General features: G+C 71.8%; 19 protein-coding genes and 1 pseudogene. 19 read left to right on the top strand and 1 reads right to left on the bottom strand.

Annotated features, from left to right (window positions below; all coding sequences use genetic code 11):
• The first annotated feature begins 17 nt into the window (after window positions 1–17).
• From OHT52_RS04720 to OHT52_RS04635, 19 genes and pseudogenes are all read left to right on the top strand, one after another.
• Entirely contained in the window at window positions 18–962 is a 945-nt protein-coding gene (locus tag OHT52_RS04720) for a DMT family transporter (RefSeq protein WP_328723615.1), read from the top strand.
• Window positions 963–1,232: 270 nt separating this feature from the next.
• A pseudogene (locus OHT52_RS31430) lies at window positions 1,233–1,667 on the top strand (SDR family oxidoreductase); the annotation flags it as partial.
• Window positions 1,668–1,946: 279 nt separating this feature from the next.
• The gene (locus tag OHT52_RS04715; protein WP_443046764.1) at window positions 1,947–4,715 is read left to right on the top strand and encodes a cellulose binding domain-containing protein; all 2,769 of its coding nucleotides are present in this window, start codon (window positions 1,947–1,949) and stop codon (window positions 4,713–4,715) included.
• 163 nt (window positions 4,716–4,878) lie between these two features.
• Window positions 4,879–5,925: an iron-siderophore ABC transporter substrate-binding protein gene (locus OHT52_RS04710; RefSeq protein WP_328718862.1), complete on the top strand. Its 1,047-nt coding sequence runs from the start codon at window positions 4,879–4,881 to the stop codon at window positions 5,923–5,925.
• Window positions 5,926–5,948: 23 nt separating this feature from the next.
• Window positions 5,949–6,986, top strand: coding sequence for a FecCD family ABC transporter permease (locus OHT52_RS04705; RefSeq protein WP_328718861.1), 1,038 nt, complete (start codon window positions 5,949–5,951; stop codon window positions 6,984–6,986).
• Window positions 6,983–8,050, top strand: a complete 1,068-nt coding sequence (locus OHT52_RS04700; RefSeq protein WP_328718860.1) for a FecCD family ABC transporter permease — start codon at window positions 6,983–6,985, stop codon at window positions 8,048–8,050. The genes OHT52_RS04705 and OHT52_RS04700 overlap by 4 nt, the downstream gene beginning before the upstream one ends.
• Before the next feature lie 57 nt (window positions 8,051–8,107).
• Window positions 8,108–8,719, top strand: a complete 612-nt coding sequence (locus tag OHT52_RS04695; protein WP_328718859.1) for a hypothetical protein — start codon at window positions 8,108–8,110, stop codon at window positions 8,717–8,719.
• Between the two features lie 144 nt (window positions 8,720–8,863).
• Window positions 8,864–9,913: an MBL fold metallo-hydrolase gene (locus OHT52_RS04690; RefSeq protein WP_328718857.1), complete on the top strand. Its 1,050-nt coding sequence runs from the start codon at window positions 8,864–8,866 to the stop codon at window positions 9,911–9,913.
• Window positions 9,914–10,204: 291 nt separating this feature from the next.
• The gene (locus tag OHT52_RS04685; protein ID WP_328718856.1) at window positions 10,205–10,600 is read left to right on the top strand and encodes a cell division protein SepF; all 396 of its coding nucleotides are present in this window, start codon (window positions 10,205–10,207) and stop codon (window positions 10,598–10,600) included.
• Between the two features lie 55 nt (window positions 10,601–10,655).
• Window positions 10,656–11,849: an ATP-binding protein gene (locus tag OHT52_RS04680; RefSeq protein WP_328718855.1), complete on the top strand. Its 1,194-nt coding sequence runs from the start codon at window positions 10,656–10,658 to the stop codon at window positions 11,847–11,849.
• A complete protein-coding gene (locus tag OHT52_RS04675) occupies window positions 11,846–12,205 on the top strand; it encodes a nucleotide pyrophosphohydrolase (protein ID WP_328718854.1) in 360 nt (119 codons plus the stop codon). Before OHT52_RS04680 ends, OHT52_RS04675 begins: the two co-directional genes overlap by 4 nt.
• Window positions 12,206–12,328: 123 nt before the next feature.
• On the top strand, window positions 12,329–12,826 hold the full coding sequence (locus tag OHT52_RS04670) for a DUF6099 family protein (RefSeq protein ID WP_328718853.1): 498 nt from the start codon (window positions 12,329–12,331) through the stop codon (window positions 12,824–12,826).
• A gap of 171 nt (window positions 12,827–12,997) precedes the next feature.
• Window positions 12,998–13,921 (top strand): LLM class F420-dependent oxidoreductase, encoded by a 924-nt coding sequence (locus OHT52_RS04665; RefSeq protein ID WP_328718851.1) that lies wholly within the window; start codon window positions 12,998–13,000, stop codon window positions 13,919–13,921.
• 28 nt (window positions 13,922–13,949) lie between these two features.
• Complete coding sequence (gene mmuM, locus OHT52_RS04660; RefSeq protein WP_328718850.1) at window positions 13,950–14,963, top strand: homocysteine S-methyltransferase; 1,014 nt, start codon at window positions 13,950–13,952, stop codon at window positions 14,961–14,963.
• A gap of 30 nt (window positions 14,964–14,993) precedes the next feature.
• On the top strand, window positions 14,994–16,496 hold the full coding sequence (locus OHT52_RS04655) for a 3' terminal RNA ribose 2'-O-methyltransferase Hen1 (RefSeq protein WP_328718849.1): 1,503 nt from the start codon (window positions 14,994–14,996) through the stop codon (window positions 16,494–16,496).
• Entirely contained in the window at window positions 16,493–19,207 is a 2,715-nt protein-coding gene (locus OHT52_RS04650) for a polynucleotide kinase-phosphatase (protein WP_328718848.1), read from the top strand. Before OHT52_RS04655 ends, OHT52_RS04650 begins: the two co-directional genes overlap by 4 nt.
• 112 nt (window positions 19,208–19,319) lie before the next feature.
• Complete coding sequence (locus tag OHT52_RS04645; RefSeq protein ID WP_328718847.1) at window positions 19,320–20,552, top strand: arginine deiminase; 1,233 nt, start codon at window positions 19,320–19,322, stop codon at window positions 20,550–20,552.
• 164 nt (window positions 20,553–20,716) lie between these two features.
• On the top strand, window positions 20,717–21,727 hold the full coding sequence (gene argF, locus OHT52_RS04640) for an ornithine carbamoyltransferase (RefSeq protein WP_328718846.1): 1,011 nt from the start codon (window positions 20,717–20,719) through the stop codon (window positions 21,725–21,727).
• A 294-nt stretch (window positions 21,728–22,021) separates the two neighbouring features.
• The gene (locus OHT52_RS04635; protein ID WP_328718845.1) at window positions 22,022–23,494 is read left to right on the top strand and encodes an APC family permease; all 1,473 of its coding nucleotides are present in this window, start codon (window positions 22,022–22,024) and stop codon (window positions 23,492–23,494) included.
• On the opposite strand, the gene OHT52_RS04630 is transcribed toward OHT52_RS04635, so the two are convergent.
• Window positions 23,445–23,894, bottom strand: coding sequence for an ATP-binding protein (locus OHT52_RS04630; protein ID WP_328718844.1), 450 nt, complete (start codon window positions 23,892–23,894; stop codon window positions 23,445–23,447). The two genes, OHT52_RS04635 and OHT52_RS04630, sit on opposite strands and share 50 nt — an antisense overlap.
• Between the last annotated feature and the right edge of the window lie 60 nt (window positions 23,895–23,954).

Below are 23,954 nucleotides of genomic sequence, written 5' to 3'. Positions count from 1 at the left end.
AAGCTAATATGTCTTCCATGGAAGCCAATATGCGGTGGGCGGCCACCGCCGCGGTAGCACCGGTGGCCTGGGGCACCACCTACTACGTCACCCGTCACTACCTCCCCGCCGGGAACCCGCTCTGGGGAGCCGCGCTGCGTGCCCTGCCCGCCGGATGCCTGCTGATGCTCCTCGCCCGGACCCGCCCCCGGGGCGCCTGGTGGTGGCGGTCCGCCGTGCTGGGGCTGCTCAACACCAGCGCCTTCTTCGTGCTCGTCTACATCGCCGCACAGCGGCTGGCCACCAGCACCGCGTCGATGGTGATGGCACTCTCCCCGCTGGTCATGACCGTGGCCGCCTGGGCCCTGCTCGCCCAGCGCCCCCGCGCCGCCCATCTGGCGGCGGGCGCGACCGGGCTCGCCGGGGTGGTGCTGATGATGTGGGGCCGTACGGGCGGCAGTGGGACCGGCGGCCTGATCGCGTCCGTCGCCGCCATGCTGGTCTCCTCCCTCGGATACGTCCTCACCCAGCGCTGGGACTCCGCCGCCGGTGTCCTCGCCACCACCGCCTGGCAGCTCTGCTTCGGCGGGGTGCTCCTGCTGGTGGCGGCGCTCGTGTACGAGGGGGCGCCGCCACCGGTGGACGCGGGCGCGCTGCTGGCGTTCGGGTACGTCACCGTCGTCGCCACGGCGCTCGCCTTCCTCGCCTGGTTCGCGGCCCTGCGCAGGCTGCCCGCCGCCACGGTCGGCCTCGTCGGCCTCCTCAACCCGGTCACCGGCGTCCTGCTCGGCACGGTCCTGGCGGCGGAGAGCCTCACCGGCCGCCGGCTCGCCGGGATGGCGCTGATCCTTGCGGGCGTCCTGCTCGCCAGGCCGCGCGGGACGCCCGACGCGGAAGGCGCGCCCGCCCGCCCGGGAGACCCGACCGGGCGCGCGAGCCGCGGAGCGTGCCGGTGCCGTTCCGGGGTGAGGACGGATCGGTGACGGCCGTCGAGCGGTCGAGAACCGAAACTTCCCTCGTCCGGGAACCCGTCGAAGCCGCGACATGCCACCTCGTCGTCGACGTCTTCCTCAGGCAGATCCAGGTTGTTCCGCAGCAGCCACACCCGCAGATCCTGAGAGAGGGAGATCCCCATCCGTTCCTCGGCGGCGGCGAGCATCCGCTCCGTGGTGGGCCCCGGCGGATCCGCGTGACCGGCCGGGGCGTGCTGCCGGAGAAGACCCATCACGCGGGACCAACTCTCGGCCACACGCATGGCGTTCTGCCCTCTCTGCCTCGGCGCACGGGGCCGACCGTGCCACGACGAAGGCGCAGAAGCGCCGACCGGAGAACCTGGCAGGGGTGCTACAGACCGAGCCGCGCCCCTACGCGTGCGACTCCTCTCGGGCTCTCCGAGCCGGCCCGCCGGAGCCCTCTCACCCCCACCCCATGGGCCGGTAGTCAGTGCCGCCCTCGCCCTGAAGCGGCGAAGCCGACAGGCGGTGGCGGTGGCGGTGCCGGAGGCGACAGGCGGTGGCGGTGGCGGGGCGGTCGCCCATACCCGTGCCGCAGGCAAAGGAGCCCCGTCCCGCCACGGACGACGTCACCGAGGACCGCACAGGACTCTGCGCACCCGCGAGGTCGCCCAGGCCTGCCTGTGGCTCGCCTCCGACCAGGCTTCGTACGTCACCGGCTCGGTGGTCCACGTGGACGCCGGCTACCCCAGTCGCCGACCGGTGCGGGCAGGTGCGGCTTCCGGTACGGCCGGGCCCGGAATGCCCCGGAGCCGCACCGCGGACTCGGCGAGTGATGCCGCGTGCGCGTCCAACTCCGCACCCGTCGCGACGGATTCATCCGATGACCTCTTGCCTCACCTCTTCTCCGTGATGCCGTGCGCCGCTACCATCGGGCTGCGTTTGGGAGCGCTCCCACCCCCGCATCGGCCCACTGCCACCCGTGTGGCGGTCCAGCTCGGAGAGGACTTTTCCGTGCGTTTGAGAGCCAGACCCTTTGCCGCCCTGCTGGCGGCGTTCGCCTTGGCAGCAGGTTTGTCGGGCATTGCCACCCCGTCCGTGGCGCAGCCCAGCAGCGGCGCCACCACGGCGGAAGCATCCGATCTGTCGTCGGCCACCACCCTGGCAGCGGACTCCTACACCTGGAAGAACGCCCGTGTCGACGGCGGCGGTTTCGTTCCGGGCATCGTCTTCAACCGGAGCGAGAAGAACCTCGCCTACGCGCGCACCGACATCGGCGGCGCCTACCGCTGGGACCAGTCGGGCAAGCAGTGGAAGCCGCTGCTCGACTCGGTGGACTGGGACCACTGGGGCTACACCGGCGTGGTGAGCCTCGCCTCCGACCCCGTGCAGCCGAACAACGTGTACGTCGCCGCCGGGACCTACACCAACAGCTGGGACCCCAACAACGGCGCGGTGCTGCGCTCCACGGACCGGGGCGCCACCTGGACGCCGTCGGTGCTCCCCTTCAAGCTCGGCGGCAACATGCCGGGGCGCGGGATGGGTGAGCGGCTCGCCGTCGACCCGCGCAAGAACTCGGTGCTCTACCTCGGCGCCCCGAGCGGCAACGGCCTCTGGCGGTCCACCGATTCGGGCGTGACCTGGTCGAAGGTCACCGCCTTCCCCAACGTCGGGAACTACTCCCAGGACCCGTCCGACACCAGCGGCTACGGCAACGACAACCAGGGCGTCACCTGGGTGACCTTCGACGGTCGCGGCGGCAGTGCCGGCACCGCCACGAAGAACATCTACGTCGGGGTGGCCGACAAGGACAACACCGTCTACCGCTCCACCGACGCCGGCGCCACCTGGTCGCGGATCGCCGGACAGCCGACCGGCTACCTTGCGCACAAGGGCGTACTGGACGAGGGCACCGGCTACCTCTACCTCTCGCTGAGTGACACCGGCGGCCCGTACGACGGCGGGAAGGGCAAGATCGCCCGCTACGACACCGCCACCGGCACCTGGCTGGACGTCAGCCCCGTCGCCGAGGCCGACACGTACTACGGCTTCAGCGGGCTCACCGTGGACCGGCAGAAGCCCGGCACGCTGATGGCGACCGCCTACAGCTCCTGGTGGCCGGACACCCAGATCTTCCGGTCCACCGACAGCGGCGCGACCTGGACGACCGCCTGGGAGTACACGAGTTACCCCAACCGCTCCACCCGCTACACCCAGGACGTCTCCTCGGTGCCGTGGCTCACCTGGGGCGCCAACCCCTCGCCGCCCGAGACCAGTCCGAAGCTCGGCTGGATGACGGAGTCGCTGGAGATCGACCCGTTCGACTCCAACCGCATGATGTACGGCACCGGAGCGACCCTCTACGGCACCGAGAACCTCAAGAACTGGGACACCGGCGCCCAGTTCAAGATCACGCCGATGGTGAAGGGGATCGAGGAGACCTCGGTCAACGACCTGGCGAGCCCGCCCTCCGGCGCCCCGCTGCTCAGCGCGATGCTCGACGTCGGCGGCTTCCGGCACACAAATCTCGACGCCGTGCCGGCGATGATGTACACCTCGCCCAACTTCACCTCCTCCACCAGCCTCGACTTCGCCGAGGCGTCCCCCAACACCGTGGTGCGCGTGGGTGACGCGGACGCGGCCCCGCACGTCGCGTTCTCCACCGACAACGGCGCCAACTGGTTCGGGGGCACCGATCCTTCGGGCGTCACCGGCGGCGGCACCGTCGCGGCGGCGGCGGACGGCAGCTCGTTCGTCTGGAGCCCGGCGGGCACCGGGGTCTACCGCACCACCGGATTCGGCTCCTCGTGGACCGCGTCCACCGGCATCCCGGCCGGTGCCACCGTGGAGTCGGACCGCAAGAACCCGAAGAAGTTCTACGGCTACAAGTCCGGTGTCTTCTACGTCTCCACCGACTCCGGCGCCACCTTCACGGCGAAGTCCTCCACCGGCCTCCCCGCCGAGGGCAACGTCCGCTTCAAGGCCGTCCCCGGCATCGAGGGCGACGTCTGGCTGGCCGGCGGCGCGACCACGGGTGCGTACGGGCTGTGGCACTCCACCGACTCCGGCGCCACCTTCACCAAGCTCTCCAACGTGGCGCAGGCGGACTCCATCGGGTTCGGCAAGGCGGCCCAGGGCGCCTCGTACCAGACCCTGTTCACCAGCGCGAAGATCGGCGGGGTGCGCGGCATCTTCCGGTCCACCGACGCGGGCGCGAGCTGGACCCGGATCAACGACGACGCCCACCAGTGGGGCTGGACCGGTGGCGCGATCACCGGCGACCCGCGGATCTTCGGCCGGGTGTACGTCTCCACCAACGGGCGCGGCATCCTGTACGGCGACTCCGCGTCCGGTGACACCGGCACCACCGACCCCGGTACGGACCCCGGCACCGACCCCGGTACGGACCCGGGCACCGACCCCGGAACCGATCCGGGTACCGACCCCGGCACCCCGGCAGCCGCCTGCAAGGTGACGTACAAGATCACCAACCAGTGGTCCGGCGGCTTCCAGGGCGACGTCACCCTCACCAACACCGGTGGCACGGCGATCGACGGCTGGAAGCTCGCCTGGAGTTTCGCCGGCGGCCAGCAGATCTCCCAGGCGTGGAACGCGACGGTCCAGCAGACCGGCACCGCGGTGACGGCCACCGACGCCGGCTGGAACGGCAAGCTCGCGGCCGGATCGTCGGCGTCCTTCGGCTTCACGGGCAGCTGGTCCGGGAGCAACGCCGCGCCGAGCGCCTTCACTCTGGGAGGCAAGAGCTGCACCCTCGGCAGCTGAGGTGAGCGTCGCTTCCGCGTGTACCTCTGCGCGGAAGCGACGCTTCCCTTTACATCACGCAGTGCGGCGGCCGCGCGGGTACCCCCATCGAACATGAGCAATTCATTAGGTTAGGTTTACCTAACGTTTTGCATCACTCGTCCACGATCATGGGGAACAGAACATGTTCGGCTCCATTCGCGCGCGCCGTCACGCGCTCGCCGCCTCCGCCACCGTCGCCGCACTCGCGCTCTCCCTGGGCGCTTGCTCCTCGGACGGGGACGACAAGGAACCGGCCAAGTCCGCGGCATCGAGCGACGCGGCGTTCCCCGTCTCTATCAAGAGCTCCCTCGGCACCGCCACCATCGACGAGAAGCCCGAACGCGTCGTCACCCTCGGCCAGGGCTCGGCCGAGACCGCCATCGCGCTCGGCACCACCCCGGTGGGCATCGAGAGCTACGAGTGGGGCAGCGACTCCTCCGGCTACCTGCCGTGGATCGACGAGGCCGTGAAGAAGAACGGCGACAAGCTCCCCACCCAGTTCACCGGTGGCGAGGAGATCGACTTCGAGGCCATCACCGAACTGGAACCCGACGTCATCCTCGCCCCCTGGTCGGGCATCACGCAGAAGCAGTACGACGTCCTCAAGGACATCGCCCCCACGGTCGCCTACCCGGACCAGGCCTGGAGCACGGACTGGGACCAGCAGATCGACATCATCGGCAAGGCACTCGGGCAGACCGAGGACGCCGACGGCCTGAAGACGACTATCGAGAAGGAACTCGCGGACGCCGCCGCGAGCCGACCCCAGTACAAGGACGTGAAGTTCTCGTACATCTACACCTCGGGCCCCGGCACCCTCGGCATCTTCAAGCCCAGCGAGCAGCGCGTGGCCATGGTCTCCAAGCTCGGCCTGACCGTCGACCCCGTCGTCGACACCTTCAAGGAGACCGAGGGCACCGACTCCGCCCTCATCGGCCTGGAGAACGCCGAGAAACTGAACGGCAGCGACCTGCTCTTCACCTTCTACACCGACGACAAGACCCGTAAGGAGATCGAGGCGCAGAAGCTGTACGCCGCGATGCCCGCCGTCGAGAAGGGCGCCGTCGTCGCCTCGAACGACAACTCCTTCGTCACGGCCTCCTCGATCATCAACCCGCTGACCGTGCCGTGGGTGATCGACCGCTACCTGCCGCTCATCGACAAGGCCGTCGCCGCCGCGGCCAAGTAACCCGCGGGAGCGTCCCCCCTTCCATGGCAACCACCACGGTCGCGCCGCCGAGCGGTGCCGGTACCTCGCGTACCGGCACCGCCCGTTCGGCGTTCCTCCTGCTCCTGGTGCTCGTAGCCCTCGGAGCCGCCCTCTCGGCGAGCGTCATGTTCGGCAGCCGCGGCACCTCCCTCGGTGAGGTCGCGGACGTCCTCACCGGCCACGCCGACCCCAACGTCACCGCCATCGTCGAGAGCCGCTACCCCCGCACGCTCCTCGGCGTGCTGGCAGGAGCCGGCCTCGCCGTCGCGGGCACCCTGATGCAGGGCGTCTCCCGCAACCCCCTGGCCGAACCCGGTCTGCTCGGCATCAACGCGGGCGCCTCCGCCACCATCGTCACCGCCACCGCCTGGTTCGGCGCCTCCGGAGCCACCGCCACCATGTGGTGGGCGCTGCCCGGAGCGCTGCTCGCCGGAGTGCTCGTACACATCGTCGGCACCGCGGGCGGGGGTTCCGGCACGGTGCGCCTGGTACTGGCGGGCGCGGTGCTCTCCGCGGTCCTGACGGCGTACATCCAGGCCGTGACGCTCAGCAAACCGAAGGTCTTCGACAGCTACCGGTACTGGGTGGTGGGCGCGCTCGGCGGGCGGGACTTCGACGTGCTGTGGGCCGTACTGCCGTTCGCCGCGGTCGGCCTGGTGATCGCCCTCCTCCTCGGGCCAGGCCTCGACACCCTCGCGCTCGGCGACGCCACCGCGGTCGCGCTCGGCTCGCGACCCGCACGCACCCGCACCGCCGGCCTGATCGCCGCCGTCCTGCTGAGCGCGGCGGCCACCGCGGCGGTCGGCCCCATCGCCTTCGTCGGCCTCGCCGTGCCCCACGTGGTCCGCGCGCTCGTCGGGGTCGGCTTCCGGAAACAGATCGTGTTCTCCGCGCTCCTGGGCCCCACTCTGCTGCTCCTCGCGGACGTGGTGGGACGGGTCGTCATGCGGCCCACCGAACTGATGGTCGGTGTGGTGACCGCCTTCCTCGGCGCACCCGCGCTGCTCGTCGCCGTACGCAGGATGAAGGGGACGGCATGACCACCACGCGGCGCGCGCGACCGGCCCCCGGGCGGGCCCGGGGGTACCTGCGCATCGGTACGACGGTGGCGATACCCATGCGCCGGGCGTCCGTCCTCGTGGCCGTCGCCCTGCTGGTCCTGCTGCTCGCCGCCGCCGTCGCGACCCTCACCCTCGGGCGGCTCGGCGTCGGCCTGGCCGACCTGCCGAACGCGCTGACCGGCGGAGCCCAGGGCAAGGACCGCTTCGTCCTGGAACGCCTGCGCGGCCCACGCCTGGTGACCGCCCTCGGTACCGGTGCCGCGCTGGGCCTGTCCGGCGCCCTCTTCCAGTCCGTCACCCGCAACCCGCTCGGCAGCCCCGACGTCATCGGCCTCTCCTCAGGAGCGGGCGCGGGCGCGGCGGTCGTCGCCCTGTTCTTCCCGGGCGACGTCCCCGTGCCGGTCGGCGCCCTCGTCGGAGCCGTCGTCGCCATGGCCACCGTGTACGTCTCCACCGGCACCGGTTTCCGCAACCCCGCCCGGCTGGTGATCGCGGGCATCGGTGTCGCCGCGATCGGCAGTGCGATCACCCAGTACGTCGTCTACGCCGTCGAGCGGGACAAGGCGTCCGCGCTCACGTCCTACGTCAACGGCAGCCTGACCGCCCGGTCCTGGACGGACGCGGCCACCATAGGGGTGGTGCTCGCGCTGGCCGCCCCGGTCACCGCGCTGCTCGCCCGGCGGCTGGTCGTGGGCGAGATGGGCGACGACATCGCCGAAGGGCTCGGCTCCGAACCGAAGAAGACCAAGAGCGTCGCGATCGTCCTCGCCATCGTCCTCTCGGCCGGTGCGGTCGCGGTGGCCGGCCCCATCGCCTTCGTCGCGCTGACCGCGCCGCAGATCGCCAGACGTCTCACCCGCCTCTCCGGCCCGCACCTGCTGCTGTCGGCGGTGACGGGTGCCCTGCTGCTGGTGGTGGCCGATCTCTGCGCACAGCAGGTGCCGCTCCTCGAAGACCTGCCGGTGGGCATCTGCACCATGGCGATCGGGGGCCTGTACCTCGGCCGGCTGCTGATGCGGGAGTGGCGCAAAGGGGTGCTCTGAGCCGGACGGGAGGGTGTGACTGGTTCTCTTACAGGTTCGTGGACCATACTGCCCGCCGTGGAGCAGAGCATAGATTCAAACAAGAAGCCCGAGTTCGCCGCGGGAACAGACCCGGCGTACATTCCCGGCCTCACGGCCCCCGTTCCGGCGCGGACGGAGGACGACGAGGAAGCCGGCACGGCGGACGGCGCCCCCCGGGTCGCCGACGAAGCCGACATCCAGGACGCCGTCCCGGTGGAGACCTCCGAGCCGTCCGGTTCCGCGAAGCCCTCCGACGTCCAGGAGACCGCGGCCGGGACGGCGGACGCGGACGCGGAGGACACGGTCGGCGAGAAGTCCGGTGACGAGCCCGACGACAGTGACGAATCCGCTGATGATGACGATTCCGGTGCGCCGGTCTTCGAGATCAGCGACCGGCGCGGGTCCATCCGCGTGGACAAGGCGGGAATCCGGTTCACCCTCGACGACCAGCAGGCCGACTTCGACTGGTCCGAGGTCTCCGCGGTCGAGGTGAAGACGGCCCGTACGGCCCGCAGGTTCACCCTGACCGTCCACGTCTCCTCGCGCCGCTGGTTCAACGGCGAGGTGGTCGCGGAGAGCCGGAAGCGTCTCAAGGAGTGGCCGGAGGAGCTCGACGTGGTCCTGGACGCCTACTTCGAGGAGTCCTGACACGGCACGGCGAGCGGGAACGCCTGATTCCACCACCAGGAGGGCCGGGGAGGCACGCACGCCACCCGGCCCTCCGTCACGCGGGGGTGTGGATTCCCCCGTGAGCGCACCCGGAGTGTCCGAAGGGCGCGGCACAATCGGACCATGCCGATCACGGGTGGGGACATCGTCGACCTGGGCCAGGGACTGTACGTCTGGCTGCCGCCGCACAGGGGCTGGGGGCTGGCCAACTGCGGCCTGCTCGCCACACCCGAAGGGGCGCTGTGGATCGACACCCCCTACGACCGGGCGCTGGCCGGGCAGTTCCTGGCGGCGAGCCAGCAGCGCCTGCCCGAAGGCGTGTCGGTCGACCGGGTGATCGTCACCCACGCCAACGGAGACCACTTCTGGGGCGCCGGGGTCGTACCGGACGCCGAGATCATCGTCACGCGCGGTGCCCGCGAGCACATCCACTTCGAGCCCACACCGCAGCAACAGCACGCGCTGATCGCCTCCGGCGACCCGGACACGCCCCTCGGCGCCTACCTGTCCCGGCACTTCGGCCCGTTCGACTGGTCGGAGACCGAACCCGTCGTGCCGACCACGTACTTCACCGGAGAGCTCGAACTGACACTGGACGGCCACCCGGTACGGATCGCGGCGCTGCCGCCCGCCCACACCACCGGCGACCTGATCGTCCATCTGCCGGACCACGGCACCGTGTTCACCGGAGACGTGATCTTCGGATCCACGCCCGAACGGCCCGGCGACCACCCGTGTCACTGGGCCGGTCCGCTCTCCCAGGTGATCGAGGCGTGCGAAGCCGTCCTGGCGACCGGGGCGGAGACCGTCGTGCCGGGCCACGGGCCGCTGCTCGGCCCGTCCGGGGTCCGCGACCACATCGACTACCTCGGCCATGTCCGCGAGCGGGCCCACACCTTCCACGCGGCCGGAATCCCGGTGCCCGAAGCGGCCCTGCGGATCGTCGCCGAGAACCGTCACCCCGATCTGGGCCTGCCCGAGCGACTGGCGGTGACGGTCGGCACCGAGTACCGGCATCTGAACGGCGCCGCGCAGACGGGCGTGTTCGAGGTGATGTCCGAGGTCGCCGCGCTGGCGCGGGACATCGAGCAAGGGCTGGTTCCCGACTTCGCACCGGTGCGCCCGCACCGGTCCGTAGGGGAGTCCGCACCGGTGCGGGCGGCCGGTCCGTAGGGGAGCCTCCCGGCCATCCGCTCGTCCCGCGCGGAGCGGGACGTGCGAGGTGACCAGCCGTCCGACGCACACCCGGGGCCGCGCGGGCAGGGCGACTGGATCGGCCGCGTCCTCCCGGGCTACGTTGATGCAGCGTCCAGAGCCGACCCGGTACATGGCGGGGCAGACCCGGAGGATCGCATTCCCGTCCGTGTCGCTGGTGGGCCGAACGGGTGAGGGACGAGAGGATTGCCCGATGAACAGCGAGCGCAGCCGGCGCACCGTCGACCGGCACACGGACGAGGTGACCCTGTGAGCAGGTACGACAGGTACGACGCCACTGACGCACAGTGGGAGGGCCTGGCCCAGGTGGTACCGCTGCGGGGCCGCAACGAGTGGCCGTCCCGGGTCGACCACGGCACGGTCGGGCAGGACAGCGCCGAGGAGCAGCGCCGACTGGTGGTGCTGCGGGTCCAGGTCTTCTCCGACGCCCGCGAGGTGGCCGAGTACCTCGTCGCACAGGTCCCGGTGCTGCTCGACCTGACGGCGGCCGAGACGGACGTCGCCAAGCGCGTTCTCGACTTCAGCAGCGGGGTCGTCTTCGGGCTCGGCAGCGGCATGCACCGGGTGGACCGGAACGTCTTCCTGCTCGCGCCGGTCGGCATGGAGGTCGAAGGGGTGACCCCGGCGGGCATCCCTCAATCGTAGGAAGCTTGCCCGGGCAAAACGGTTCGCCCGCCGGAGCCGTGCGTACGGTCCGCTCATGACCACTACAGCCTCACCCCCGGGTACGACCCGCGTCTGTCCGCCCCGCACCGCACCCGGCGCACCGGCCCGCCCCGTCCGCCCCGTCGTCACCGAGCTGCGGCTGGCCGCCTTCGCCTCGCACTGGCGCAGAGCCCTGCCGCTGGGGCCGCTGACCCTGCTCACCGGTCCCAGCGGCAGTGGTGCGTCCACCGCCCTCGGGGCCTACGAGGCGCTGGCCCGGCTCGGCGCGGGCGACGCGCTGGAGGAGGTGTTCCCCGATCCCGTCTCCTGCGTGCCCGAGCGCGCGGTGGCGGACGCCGAGGGCAGGCGCGGGTTCCGTATCGGCTGCACCGTGGACGGGCCGGCCGGGCCGGTCCGCCTCGACGTGGCCGTCCAGGCCGAACCCTCGCTGCGCATCGTGGGCGAGCGGCTCACGGCGGGCGGTCAGGCCTTGCTCACCACCGCGCTGCGCGATCCGGGCCGCCCCACGGTGCAGGCCGCCTGGCACACGGCCGGCCAGGTACCCGTGACCCGGGCTCCCCTCCCGGACGGCCGGCTGGCCACGGCACTGCTGCCGCTGCGGGTCGCCGGGGTCACCGAGGGGCAGTTACGCGTACTCGCCGCCGCCGAGCAGGTGGTGGTGGGCCTCCACTCCGCCTTCCCCTGCGATCCGCTGCCCCGGGGGATGCGCGGACCGGTCCGCGCGGGGGAGGGACGGCTGCGCCCCGGCTGCGACAACCTCGCCGCGGTGCTCGCACGGACCCGTACGCAGTGTGCGCAGCGGCACGCCCGGCTGGTGGCCACGGCGGCGGCGGGGTGCGCGGGACCGGTGACCGCCCTGACCACGCGGGACCTTCTCGACGGCACGGTGGAGGCCCTGGTGGGGCGCGGAGCCGGGCGCAGCACCCCGATCGGACGTCTCGGCGACGGCGAGCTGCGTTACCTCGCGCTCGCGCTGGTACTGCTGACGGGCCCTCACGTGCTGGAGGTGAACACCCCGGACGAGATCCCCTGGGCCATGCGCGCCCTCACCGTTCTGGCGGACGGGTTCGACCGGGGCCTCGACGGGCGTCAGTCGGGGGAGTTGCTCCGGCTCGCCGCCGGGATCTGCTCCGACGGGCACCTGCGGATGATCGGCACGGTGGGCGAGGCGGGCGCGGCCCTGGCCGGCCGGACCGAGGGCGCCACAGTGGTAGACCTGTCCGGATGAACGAACTCGATGTGCCACAACTCCAGCGACGCCTGGTCGCGTTCGCCGAGTCCAGGCAGTGGGGTCAGTACCACACCCCCAAGAACCTGGCCGCGGCGCTGAGCGTGGAAGCCTCCGAACTGCTGGAGATCTTCCAGTGGATGACCCCGGAGCAGGCGGCGGCCGTGATGTCGGACCCGGAGACGGCGCACCGGGTCCAGGACGAGGTGGCCGACGTCCTCGCCTATCTGCTCCAGTTCTGCGCGGTGCTCGGAGTGGATGCGCTGGCGGCGCTGGCGGCGAAGATCGACCGGAACGAGACCCGTTTTCCGGTTCCCGAGCGGCCCGAGGCCCCTGAGCATCACTCTTCGGAGTGATCGGCTTTTCCACAATCGTCTGTGTATCCACAGATTTCCGAATTCCTCTGTCCTTTCGGTACCGCCTACCTCACTGTGGGTAATGGACTAGGTGACCGGGTTTTCGTAGTGACGGGGGACCGAATGGAAGCGGAACGACTGGTCGAGATCGGACGGCGCGCGCTGGCGGAGAGCCGGGGCGCGGCGGACATCATGACCGAGGTGTGGCAGGCCCAGGCGTTGGCACGGGCCATCGGGGACCGGCTGGCCGTCGCCGGGCCCGCCGAGTTACGGGGAGACGCGCGAGGGCTCGGTGAGATCGGTGGAGGGGACTGGTCCGCGCCGGATTCGCCGGTGTTCCTGACCGGGCAGACACGCGCGGCCCGCCTCACGGAGGTGGCCGACGTGTCGCGCACCCTGGCGGGGCTGGCGCTGCTCCTCGGCGAGGCGGGCATGGCTCTCGTCGGGGTCGCCTGCGAGACCGGCGAGGACGCCCTCTACTGGCAGTGCATCGAGGCGATAGACGCCGCCGACGAATCGATGGACCGGGTGCGGGGCATGCTCGGCCGCCTCGCCGAACAGGCACGGGAGAGGGCGAGGGAGCGGGACGGCCCGTACGGCGCGGTCCGGGGCAGGGGGTAGCGTCCCGGGGCGCCCAAGGCAGTCCAGGGCGCCCGAGAGGTTCAGGGCGCCCGCGTGCCGGGCGACCGGTGGCGCCGCGCCGGGCGGGATGTCCCGGGTGGGTTCCGGCCCGTGCGGAGGGAGGCGGGGCCCGTGCGGAGGGAGGCGGACCGGAAGAGGCAGGATGGAACCATGGATCTGCGCATCTTCACCGAGCCCCAGCAAGGGGCGAGCTACGACACCCTGCTGACCGTCGCCAAGGCCACCGAGGACCTGGGATTCGACGCTTTCTACCGCTCCGACCATTACCTGCGCATGGGGTCCGGCGACGGACTGCCGGGCCCGACCGACGCCTGGATCACACTGGCCGGTCTGGCCCGCGAGACCAAGCGCATCCGTCTGGGCACGCTCATGACGGCAGGCACCTTCCGTCTCCCCGGCGTGCTCGCCATCCAGGTCGCCCAGGTCGACCAGATGTCCGGCGGACGGGTCGAGCTGGGTCTGGGCGCGGGCTGGTTCGAGGCGGAGCACAAGGCGTACGGCATCCCCTTCCCGAAGGAGAAGTTCGGGCGTCTGGAGGAGCAGCTCGCCATCGTCACCGGTCTGTGGGCCACCGAGACCGGCAAGACCTTCAGCTACGACGGCACTTACTACCAGCTCACCGACTCGCCCGCGCTGCCGAAGCCGGCCCAGTCCAAGGTGCCGGTCCTGATCGGCGGGCACGGTGCGGTCCGTACCCCGCGGCTGGCCGCGCGGTACGCGGACGAGTTCAACATCCCGTTCGCCTCGCTGGAGGACACGGAGAAGCAGTTCGGCCGGGTGCGGGAGGCGGCGAAGGCGGCGGGGCGCGCGCCCGACGACCTGGTGTACTCCAACGCCCTCGTGGTCTGTGTCGGCAAGGACGACGCGGAGGTGGCCCGCCGGGCCGCCGCCATCGGCCGGGACGTGGAGGAGCTGAAGGCCAACGGCCTCGCCGGTTCGCCGGCCGAGGTGGTCGACAGGATCGGACAGTTCGCGGCGGTCGGGTCCTCGCGGATCTACCTCCAGATCCTCGACCTCGACGACCTGGACCACCTGGAGCTGATCTCCTCGCAGGTCCAGTCCCAGCTGGCGTGAGCCAGTGAGCTGACGCGAAGGAGTACCTGTGCGCCCCGTCCGGAGGTCCCTCGCCGACGCCCTCGCCGAGGGACCGGTGCTGCTCGACGGAGGACTCTCCAACCAGTTGGAGGCCCAGGGGTGCGAGCTGTCGGACGCGCTGTGGTCGGCGGGACTGCTGGCGGACGCGCCCGAGCAGATCGAGGCCGCGCACACGGCGTACGCGCGGGCGGGCGCACAGGTGCTCATCACGGCCGGCTACCAGGCGACGTTCGAAGGGTTCGCCCGCCGGGGAATCGGACACCGCCGGGCGGCGGAACTGCTGGCGCTGAGCGTGGCGCTGGCCCGCCGCGCGGGCGACCGCTCCGGACGCGAGACCTGGGTCGCCGCCTCGGTCGGGCCGTACGGGGCGATGCTCGCGGACGGCAGCGAGTACCGGGGCGGCTACGGCCTCTCCGTCGCGGAGCTGGAGCGGTTCCACCGCCGCCGGGTGGAGGTGCTGGCCGCGGCCGGGCCGGACGTACTGGCGCTGGAGACGGTGCCGGACACGGACGAGGCGCGGGCACTGCTCCGGGCGGTCGCGGGGACCGGAATCCCGGTCTGGCTCTCGTACACCGTCGCGGGTGGGCTGACCCGGGCCGGGCAGCCGCTGCGGGCGGCCTTCGCGGAGGCCGCCGGGAACGACCAGGTGATCGCGGTCGGGATCAACTGCTGCGACCCGGCGGACGCCGGGGCCGCCGTCCGGTGCGCGGCGGAGGTCACCGGCAAACCGGTCGTCGTCTACCCGAACAGCGGGGAGCGGTGGGACGCGCGGGGGCGCCGGTGGACGGGGGCGAGCACCTTCGGCGGCCCGGAGCGGGTGCGCGCCTGGACACGGGACGGCGCACGGCTGGTCGGCGGATGCTGCAGGGTCGGCCCTTCGCGGATCGCGGCGCTCGGCCGTGCGCTGGAGGCGGCCGGAGAGGCGGGCACGGAGCCAAGCACGGACGCGGACACGCATGAGGGTCACGCGGGTGCCGGCGCACCCGCGGAGACGGCCGGTGACGACGAAAATGCCTGGTGACGAGGGAGCACCCCGCCCATACTCGGTCAGGTGTTCATGACGATCAGTACGACCGGAACCCCGGAACGCCCCGCGACCGATCTCGGCTTCCTGCTGCACAAGCATCCCGACAAGGCGCAGACGTTCTCCACCTCGCACGGCACGGCGCACGTCTTCTACCCCGAGGCGTCCCCCGAGCGGTGCACGGCCGCGCTCCTGCTGGAGGTCGATCCGGTGGCGCTGGTCCGGCGCGGCAAGGGCAAGGGGCGGGGTGGAGCGCCCGACGCGGCGCTCGCGAGTTACGTCAACGACCGCCCGTACGCCGCCTCCTCACTGATGTCGGTGGCCATCACGGCCGTCTTCAACTCCGCGCTGCGCGGCGACTGCCGGGCGATGCCCGAGCGGGCCGCCGCACCGCTGCCGCTGCGGATCGAGGTGCCCGCCCTGCCCGCGCGGGGCGGCGCCGAACTGGTGCGGAAGCTGTTCATGCCGCTCGGCTGGGCGCGTGTCGACGCGGAGCCCGTGCCACTGGACGAGCGGTTCCCCGAGTGGGGCGACTCCCGCTACGTGCGGCTGGTGCTGGAAGGGGAGCTGCGGCTCTGCGACGCACTGCGTCAGCTGTACGTCCTGCTGCCGGTGCTCGACGACGCCAAGCACTACTGGGTGGCGCCCGACGAGGTGGACAAGCTGCTGCGGGCCGGTGAGGGCTGGCTCGCCACGCACCCGGAGCACCGGCTGATCACGAGCCGTTACCTCTCCCGCCGCTGGGGGCTGACCCGGCAGGCCGAGCAGGCGCTCGAACTCGTACGCCTGGCCGAGTCGGACGACCTCGACGTCGAGAGCGTGGACAACGCGGTGGACGAGGCCACGGACACCCCGGAGCGCCCGGTGCCGCTCGCGCAGCAGCGGCGTGAGGCGATCCTGTCGGCGCTGCACGACGCCGGGGCGGCCCGGGTGCTCGACCTCGGCTGCGGACAGGGGCAGTTGGTCCAGGCGCTGCTCAAGGACGCCCGGTTCACCGAGATCGTCGGTGTCGACGTGTCGATGCGCGCGCTCACCGTCGCCGCGCGCCGGCTCAAGCTGGACCGGATGGGCGAACGCCAGTCCCGTCGGGTCACGTTGCGGCAAGGCGCGCTCACGTACACGGACAAAGGGCTGCGCGGGTACGACGCGGCCGTGCTCAGCGAGGTCGTGGAACACCTGGACCTGCCGAGGCTGCCCGCCCTGGAGTACGCGGTGTTCGGCGCGGCGAGGCCCCGGACGGTGCTCGTCACCACCCCGAACGTCGAGTACAACGTGCGCTGGGAGACCCTGCCGGCCGGACACGTCCGCCACGGCGACCACCGGTTCGAGTGGACCCGGGCCGAGTTCCGCGCCTGGGCGGGCGAGGTGGCCGACCGCCACGGCTACACGGTCGCGTTCACCCCCGTGGGGCCGGACGACCCCGAGGTCGGACCGCCCACCCAGATGGCGGTCTTCACCCGCGCCGAGAGCGACAGCACGACCGGTGGCAAGAGCACCGACGAGAGGGAGAAGGAGGCGAAGGCGGCATGAACACCCACAGCACCGACAGCACCACCGGCGAGGGCACCCCGAGCACCACCGGCACCACCGGCGACGACACCCCGAGCACCACCGGCACCGACACGGGTACCACCCCCAGCACCACCGGCACGAGCACCAACCCCAGCAACCCCACCGACCCCAGCGCCACCGGCCGGCCGGCCGTCCGGCCCCGGACCCTGCCCGTGCCCGACCTCTCCCTCGTCGTGCTGATCGGGGCCACCGGCTCCGGCAAGTCGACGTTCGCGCACCGCCACTTCAAGCCCACCGAAGTCGTCTCCTCCGACTTCTGCCGGGGCCTGGTCGCCGACGACGAGAACGACCAGAGCGCGAGCCGCGACGCCTTCGACGTTCTGCACTACATCGTCGGCAAGCGCCTCGAAGCGGGCCGGCTGACCGTGGTGGACGCCACCAACGTGCAGTCCGAGTCCCGGCGCCGGCTCGTCCAGCTGGCCCGGGAGTACGACGTGCTGCCGGTCGCGATCGTGCTCGACCTGCCCGAGGAGGTCTGCCTGGCGCGCAACGCGGAGCGGCCCGACCGTGCGGACATGCCGCGCCACGTCGTCCAGCGCCACCGGCGCGAGCTGCGCCGTTCGCTGCGCGGCCTGGAGCGCGAGGGCTTCCGCAAGGTGCACGTGCTGCACTCCGAGGAGGAGACCGACCGGGCGACCGTCGAGCGCGAGCGCCGGTACAACGACCTGCGCCACCTCACCGGCCCCTTCGACATCGTCGGTGACGTCCACGGCTGCCACGGCGAGCTGGAGTCCCTGCTCGCCAGACTCGGCTACGAGGACGGCACGCACCCCGAGGGGCGTACCGCGGTCTTCGTGGGCGACCTGGTCGACCGGGGACCGGACAGCCCCGGCGTGCTGCGCCGCGTGATGTCCATGGTCGCCTCGGGCGACGCGCTCTGCGTGCCCGGCAACCACGAGAACAAGCTCGGCCGCTATCTCAAGGGCAGCAAGGTCCAGCACAGCCACGGTCTGGCCGAGACCATCGAGCAGCTGGAACGGGAGGACGAGACCGACCCCGCGTTCCGCGAGCAGGTGGCGGAGTTCGTCGCGGGCCTGGTCAGCCACTACGTCCTGGACGGGGGCGACCTGGTGGTGTGCCACGCCGGGCTCCCGGAGAAGTACCACGGCCGCACCTCCGGCCGGGTCCGTTCGCACGCCCTGTACGGCGACACCACCGGCGAGACCGACGAGTTCGGCCTGCCCGTGCGCTATCCGTGGGCCGAGGAGTACCGGGGCCGTGCGGCCGTCGTCTACGGCCACACCCCGGTCCCCACGGCCTCCTGGGTCAACAACACCCTCTGCCTGGACACCGGGGCGGTCTTCGGCGGCAAGCTGACCGCGCTGCGCTGGCCGGAGCGCGAGATCGTCGACGTACCCGCCGAAAAGGTCTGGTACGAGCCGGTCAAGCCGCTGGCCTCCGAGGCGCCGGGAGGCAGGGAGGGCCGTCCGCTCGACCTCGGTGACGTCCACGGCCGGCGAATCGTGGAGACCCGTCACATGGGCCGGGTCTCGGTGCGCGAGGAGAACGCCGCCGCCGCGCTCGAAGTCATGAGCCGGTTCGCGGTCGACCCCCGGCTGCTGCCGTACCTCCCGCCGACCATGGCGCCCACCGCCACCTCCCGCGAGGACGGGTACCTGGAGCACCCGGCCGAGGCGTTCGCCCAGTACCGGGCGGACGGTGTCACCACGGTCGTGTGCGAGGAGAAGCACATGGGTTCGCGCGCCGTCGCCCTGGTCTGCCGGGACGCCGGTGCCGCCCGTGAGCGCTTCGGCACCAACGGGCCGACCGGCGCCCTCTACACCCGTACCGGGCGCCCGTTCCTGGACGACGTCGAGCTCACCGAGACGCTCCTCGGCCGGATCAGGGCCGCCGTCACCGCCGCGGGGCTCTGGGAGGAGTGGGACACCGACTGGGTCCTGCTCGACGCGGAGCTCCTGCCGTGGTCGCTGAAGGCGGGCGGGCTGCTGCGCTCGCAGTACGCCGCCGTGGGCGCCGCCGCCGGTGCCGCCCTCCCGCCGGCCATCGCCGCGCTGGAGGCGGCCGCGGGCCGGGGCGTCGAGGTGGCAGCTCTCGCCGGACGCCAGCGGGAGCGCGCCGGGGACACGGCCGCGTTCACCGAGGCGTACCGGCGCTACTGCTGGAGCACCGAGGGGCTGGACGGGGTGCGGCTCGCGCCGTTCCAGGTCCTCGCCGTGCGCGGGCGCTCGCTCGCGGCCGAACCGCACGACGTTCAGCTGGGGTGGCTGGACCGGCTGGTCGAGCACGACCCGACCGGCCTGCTCCGGGTCACCCGCCGGCTCGTCGTCGACACCGGCGACGAGGCGTCCGTCCGCGCGGGCGTCGACTGGTGGCTGGAGATGACCGGCAGCGGCGGCGAGGGCATGGTCGTCAAGCCGCTCGGCGCTCTCGTACGGGACGCGAAGGACCGGCTCGTCCAGCCGGGCGTCAAGGTGCGAGGCCGGGAGTACCTCCGGATCATCTACGGCCCCGAGTACACCCGCCCGGACAATCTGGAGCGGCTGCGTTCCCGGTTCCTCGGCCACAAGCGGTCGCTGGCGCTGCGGGAGTACGCGCTCGGCCTTGAGGCGCTCGACCGGCTGGCCGGGGGTGAGCCGCTCTGGCGGGTCCACGAGGCGGTCTTCGCGGTCCTCGCCCTGGAGTCGGAGCCGGTCGACCCCCGGCTGTGACGCACCGCCGGGGTGGCGCGTCACGGACGACCACGTACCGCTGTGACGTACGCCCCGCGATCGGCGGCAGGTTCGCGGGGTGAAGCGGGTGCCGTCCGGTGAGGATGAGGACATGGGATTCCATGTCGACTCCGAGGCCGGGCGGCTGCGCCGCGTCATCCTGCACCGCCCCGATCTGGAACTGAAGCGGCTCACCCCGAGCAACAAGGACGCTCTCCTCTTCGACGACGTGCTCTGGGTGCGCCGCGCCCGGCAGGAGCACGACGGCTTCGCGGACCTGCTGCGCGACCGGGGCGTCGAGGTCCACCTCTTCGGGGATCTGCTCCGGGAGGCCCTAGGTGTCCCGGTGGCCCGCCGGCTGGTGCTGGACCGGGTCTTCGACGAGAAGGAGTACGGGCCGCTGGCCACCGAGCACCTGCGGGCGGCCTTCGAGGAAATGACCCCGGCGGAGCTTGCGGAGGCGCTGGTCGGCGGGATGACCAAGCGGGAGTTCCTGGAGCGTCACGCCGAGCCGGTCTCGGTCCGCTTCCACGTCATGGAACCGGACGACTTCCTGCTCGGCCCGCTGCCCAACCACCTCTTCACCCGGGACACCTCGGCCTGGATCTACGACGGGGTGTCGATCAACGCGATGCGCTGGCCCGCCCGGCAGCGCGAGACCGTCCACTTCGAGGCGATCTACCGCCACCACCCGCTGTTCACCGGTCCGGAGGCGGGCGCCTTCCACCACTGGTCGCAGGGGCAGCACGACTACCCCTCGACCATCGAGGGCGGGGACGTGCTGGTGATCGGGCGGGGCGCGGTCCTTGTCGGGATGAGCGAACGCACCACTCCGCAGGCGGTCGAGATGCTGGCGCGCGGGCTCTTCGACGCCGGGTCCGCACACACGATCGTGGCGCTGGACATGCCGAAGCGGCGGGCGTTCATGCACCTGGACACCGTGATGACGATGATCGACGGCGACACCTTCACCCAGTACGCCGGGCTCGGCATGCTCCGGTCGTACACCATCGAGCCGGGCGACGGGCCCCGCGAACTCAAGGTCACCGACCATCCGCCCGAGCACATGCACCGGGCCGTCGCCGCGGCCCTGGGCCTCGACGCGATCCGCGTCCTCACCGCCACCCAGGACGTCCACGCCGCCGAGCGCGAACAGTGGGACGACGGCTGCAACGTCCTGGCCATCGAGCCCGGGGTGGTCGTCGCCTACGAGCGCAACGCCACCACCAACACCCATCTGCGCAAGCAGGGCATCGAGGTGCTGGAGATCCCGGGCAGCGAGCTGGGGCGAGGCCGGGGCGGTCCCCGCTGCATGAGCTGCCCAGTGGTACGCGATCCGGTGTAGTACCGCAGCGCGGCCTCCCGCGCGGCCTCCCGCGCGGCCTCCCGCACGGCCTCCCGCACGGCGGCCGGGGCCCCGCACGGCTCTGTATAGCGATGCATTGCCTCGTATACACTTCCAGAGTTACGGTACGCCGACGATCCCCGTCCGACCCAGGAGCAAGAACCATGGCCATAGACCTCGCAGGCCGTCACTTCCTCAAGGAGCTCGACTTCACCGCCGAGGAGTTCCTCGGGCTGGTCGAGCTGGCCGCGGAGCTGAAGGCGGCCAAGAAGTCGGGGAGCGAGGTCCAGCGGCTGCGCGGCAAGAACATCGCCCTGATCTTCGAGAAGACGTCGACCCGTACCCGCTGCGCGTTCGAGGTGGCCGCCGCCGACCAGGGTGCCTCCACCACCTACCTGGACCCCTCCGGTTCGCAGATCGGGCACAAGGAGTCCGTCCGGGACACGGCCCGGGTGCTCGGCCGGATGTACGACGGGATCGAGTACCGGGGCGACAGCCAGCACGCGGTCGAGGAGCTCGCCGCCAACGCGGGCGTACCGGTCTTCAACGGCCTCACCGACGCCTGGCACCCCACCCAGATGCTGGCCGACGTCCTCACCATGGTCGAGCACTGCGCCAAGGACATCCGTGAGGACGGCTTGGCCTTCGCCTACCTCGGCGACGCCCGCTTCAACATGGGCAACTCCTACCTGATCACCGGCGCACTCCTCGGCCTGGACGTGCGGATCGTGGCCCCCGAGTCGTACTGGCCGAACGCGGACATCGTGGCGCGGGCCCGGGAGCTGGCCGCCGGCAGCGGAGCGAAGATCACCCTCACCGAGGACGTCGCCGAGGGCGTGGCCGGCACCGACTTCGTCGCCACCGACGTCTGGGTCTCCATGGGTGAGCCCAAGGAGGTCTGGACCGAGCGGATCGCCTCCCTCGCCCCGTACTCCGTGACCATGGACGTGCTGCGCGCCACCGGAAACCCCGGGGTGAAGTTCCTGCACTGCCTGCCCGCGTTCCACGACCTCGGCACCGCGGTCGGCCGCGACATCCACGCCGTGCACGGCCTGACCGAGCTGGAGGTCACCGACGAGGTCTTCGAGTCCGCCCACTCGGTGGTCTTCGACGAGGCCGAGAACCGGATGCACACCATCAAGGCGGTTCTCGTCGCGACGCTCGCGGGCGCTTGAGCGGTACGTCCGCGGGCGCCCGAGCGGTACGTCCGCGGGTGCCCGAGTCGTACGTCCGGGACGGCGGACGCGGACGGTTTCCGGGTCCTCGTCCCCTCTGTATGACGATGCGCCCAATGGGGTGAACATGCGCGTCGGCGGCTACCATGGTCCGTCTCGTTGGGGTCCGAGCTTGCAGGCTCGGGCCCCATTGCCATGTACGGCACCCGCCCCCCACGGCGAGCCGCGCCCGGCCGCGATCCGCCGGGCACCACCCGGTCCCCCCACCGCACCACCAGAGAAGAGAAAAGCCGCATGAGCGCGCCGCGCACGATCCGGCCGGGCCCACCCAGCTCCGGCCCGCGCCGCAAGAGCCCAGAACAGCTGGTCGCCGAGTCCGGCGCGGACCTGGAGGGGCACGGCCTCAAGCGCACCATGGGTCTGTTCCAGCTCGTCTGCTTCGGTGTCGGCGCGGTCGTCGGCACCGGCATCTTCGTCGGGCTGTCGGACAGTGTCTCCGAGGCCGGTCCTGCGGTGGTGATCTCCTTCGTGCTGGCGGCGATCACCTGCATCTTCACCGCCTTCTCCTTCGCCGAGCTGGGCGGTGCGATCCCCGTCTCCGGCAGCTCGTACTCGTTCGCCTACGCCACCTTCGGCGAGCGCACCGCGTTCCTCGTCGGGGGCTGTCTGCTGCTGGAGTACGGCGTCTCGGTCTCCGCGGTCGCGGTGGGCTGGAGCCAGTACGTCAACGAACTGCTGCACAGCCTCTTCGGGGTGCAGCTGCCCGAAGCGCTCTCCGGCGGCCCCGCCGACGGCGGTGTCGTCAACCTGCCGGCCGTGCTGGTCATCGCCATGGCCGCCGCGCTGCTGGTGCGCGGAGTCCGGGAGAGCGCGAGCGCCACCGCCGCGATGGTGGTGCTCAAGATCGGCATCCTGGTCGCGTTCTGCGCCATCGCCTTCACCGCGTACCGCCACGACAACCTGACGCCGTTCGCGGGCAGCGGCATCTCCGGAATCACCTCCGGGGCCTCGCTGGCCTTCTTCTCGTACATCGGCTTCGACGCGATCACCACCGCCGGCGAAGAGGTCAGGAACCCCCGGCGCAACATCCCCGTCGCGATCATGATCTGCCTCGGCCTGGTCACGCTCCTCTACTGCGCGGTCGCCGTCGCCGCCATCGGCGCGCTCGGCCCGGACAAGGTCGCGGACACGCCCGCCGCGCTCTCGGCCGTGGTCAACCAGGTCACCGACTCCACCGTGGGCGGCGGCATCGTCGCGTTCGGCGCGGTGGTCGCCATCGCCTCCGTGGTGCTGGCCGTGATGTACGGCCAGACCCGCATCCTCATGTCGATGGCCCGGGACGGACTGGTGCCGAGGATCTTCGAGCGGGTCTCGCCGAAGACCCACACCCCGGTCGCCAACACCTGGATCGTCGCCGCCGTCTTCGCCGTCCCGGCCGCCTTCTCCTCGCTCGACGCGGTGGTGAACCTGACCACCATCGGGACCCTGGGCGCGATGGCCGTCGTCAACCTCGCCGTCATGCGGCTGCGCCGCGACAACCCCGGGCTGAAGCGCTCCTTCCGGGTGCCGCTCTACCCGCTCAGCCCCGTCCTGGGCGTCGCGTTCTGCCTGTACCTGATGTACGGGACGGGCTGGCAGGCGTGGGCCGAGTTCGCGGCCTTCCTGGCCGCGGGCTCCCTGCTGTACTCCTTCTACGGCCGCAGCCGCTCCCGCCTGGTCAGCTCCGAGGAGTCGGACCCGCCTGGGCAGGCACCACCGGCAGCGTGAACCAGACCGCCTTGCCGTGCTCCGTGGTGCGGTGACCGCAGGCGGAGCTGAGGGTGCGGATCAGCAGCAGCCCGCGCCCGTACTCCTGCCAGGGGTCCGGCATGGTGTCCGGGCCGGGGGCGGTCAGTCCGCCCGGCGGCTCGGGGTCGCGGTCGTGGACCTCGACCTGGCAGCCGGTCGGCAGCAGCTCCACGACCAGCTCGATGGGCTCATTGCTGTCGGTGTGCTCGACGGCGTTCGTGACCAGTTCGGCGGTGAGCAGCTCGGCGGTGTCACTGTCCGTGGGCGCCTCGATGTCGGTGAGTGCCGAACGGACGAGGGCGCGGGCGATCGGTACGGCCGCCGTCGTGTGCGGCAGCTCGATGCGCCAGGAGGCGGGTGCGGGATCGACGGGCGGCAAGACGGATTCCGTTCGGGTCGCGGTATTCCTTGCGCGGAAGCCGTCCGTGCGACAGCGGGG

It is taken from the genome of Streptomyces sp. NBC_00247 (assembly GCF_036188265.1).
In the GTDB taxonomy this organism is placed as follows: Bacteria; Actinomycetota; Actinomycetes; order Streptomycetales; family Streptomycetaceae; genus Streptomyces.
This window is presented reverse-complemented; position numbering and strand designations above follow the sequence as displayed.

Coding starts and splice junctions, on each gene's coding strand:
- OHT52_RS04665 (WP_328718851.1), top strand. CDS start 12,998: ATGGATCTGCGCATCTTCACCGAGCCCCAGCAAGGGGCGAGCTACGAC.
- OHT52_RS04650 (WP_328718848.1), top strand. CDS start 16,493: ATGAACACCCACAGCACCGACAGCACCACCGGCGAGGGCACCCCGAGC.
- OHT52_RS04705 (WP_328718861.1), top strand. CDS start 5,949: ATGGCAACCACCACGGTCGCGCCGCCGAGCGGTGCCGGTACCTCGCGT.
- OHT52_RS04635 (WP_328718845.1), top strand. CDS start 22,022: ATGAGCGCGCCGCGCACGATCCGGCCGGGCCCACCCAGCTCCGGCCCG.
- OHT52_RS04675 (WP_328718854.1), top strand. CDS start 11,846: ATGAACGAACTCGATGTGCCACAACTCCAGCGACGCCTGGTCGCGTTC.
- argF (WP_328718846.1), top strand. CDS start 20,717: ATGGCCATAGACCTCGCAGGCCGTCACTTCCTCAAGGAGCTCGACTTC.
- OHT52_RS04710 (WP_328718862.1), top strand. CDS start 4,879: ATGTTCGGCTCCATTCGCGCGCGCCGTCACGCGCTCGCCGCCTCCGCC.
- OHT52_RS04680 (WP_328718855.1), top strand. CDS start 10,656: ATGACCACTACAGCCTCACCCCCGGGTACGACCCGCGTCTGTCCGCCC.
- OHT52_RS04700 (WP_328718860.1), top strand. CDS start 6,983: ATGACCACCACGCGGCGCGCGCGACCGGCCCCCGGGCGGGCCCGGGGG.
- OHT52_RS04670 (WP_328718853.1), top strand. CDS start 12,329: ATGGAAGCGGAACGACTGGTCGAGATCGGACGGCGCGCGCTGGCGGAG.
- OHT52_RS04645 (WP_328718847.1), top strand. CDS start 19,320: ATGGGATTCCATGTCGACTCCGAGGCCGGGCGGCTGCGCCGCGTCATC.
- OHT52_RS04690 (WP_328718857.1), top strand. CDS start 8,864: ATGCCGATCACGGGTGGGGACATCGTCGACCTGGGCCAGGGACTGTAC.
- OHT52_RS04720 (WP_328723615.1), top strand. CDS start 18: ATGGAAGCCAATATGCGGTGGGCGGCCACCGCCGCGGTAGCACCGGTG.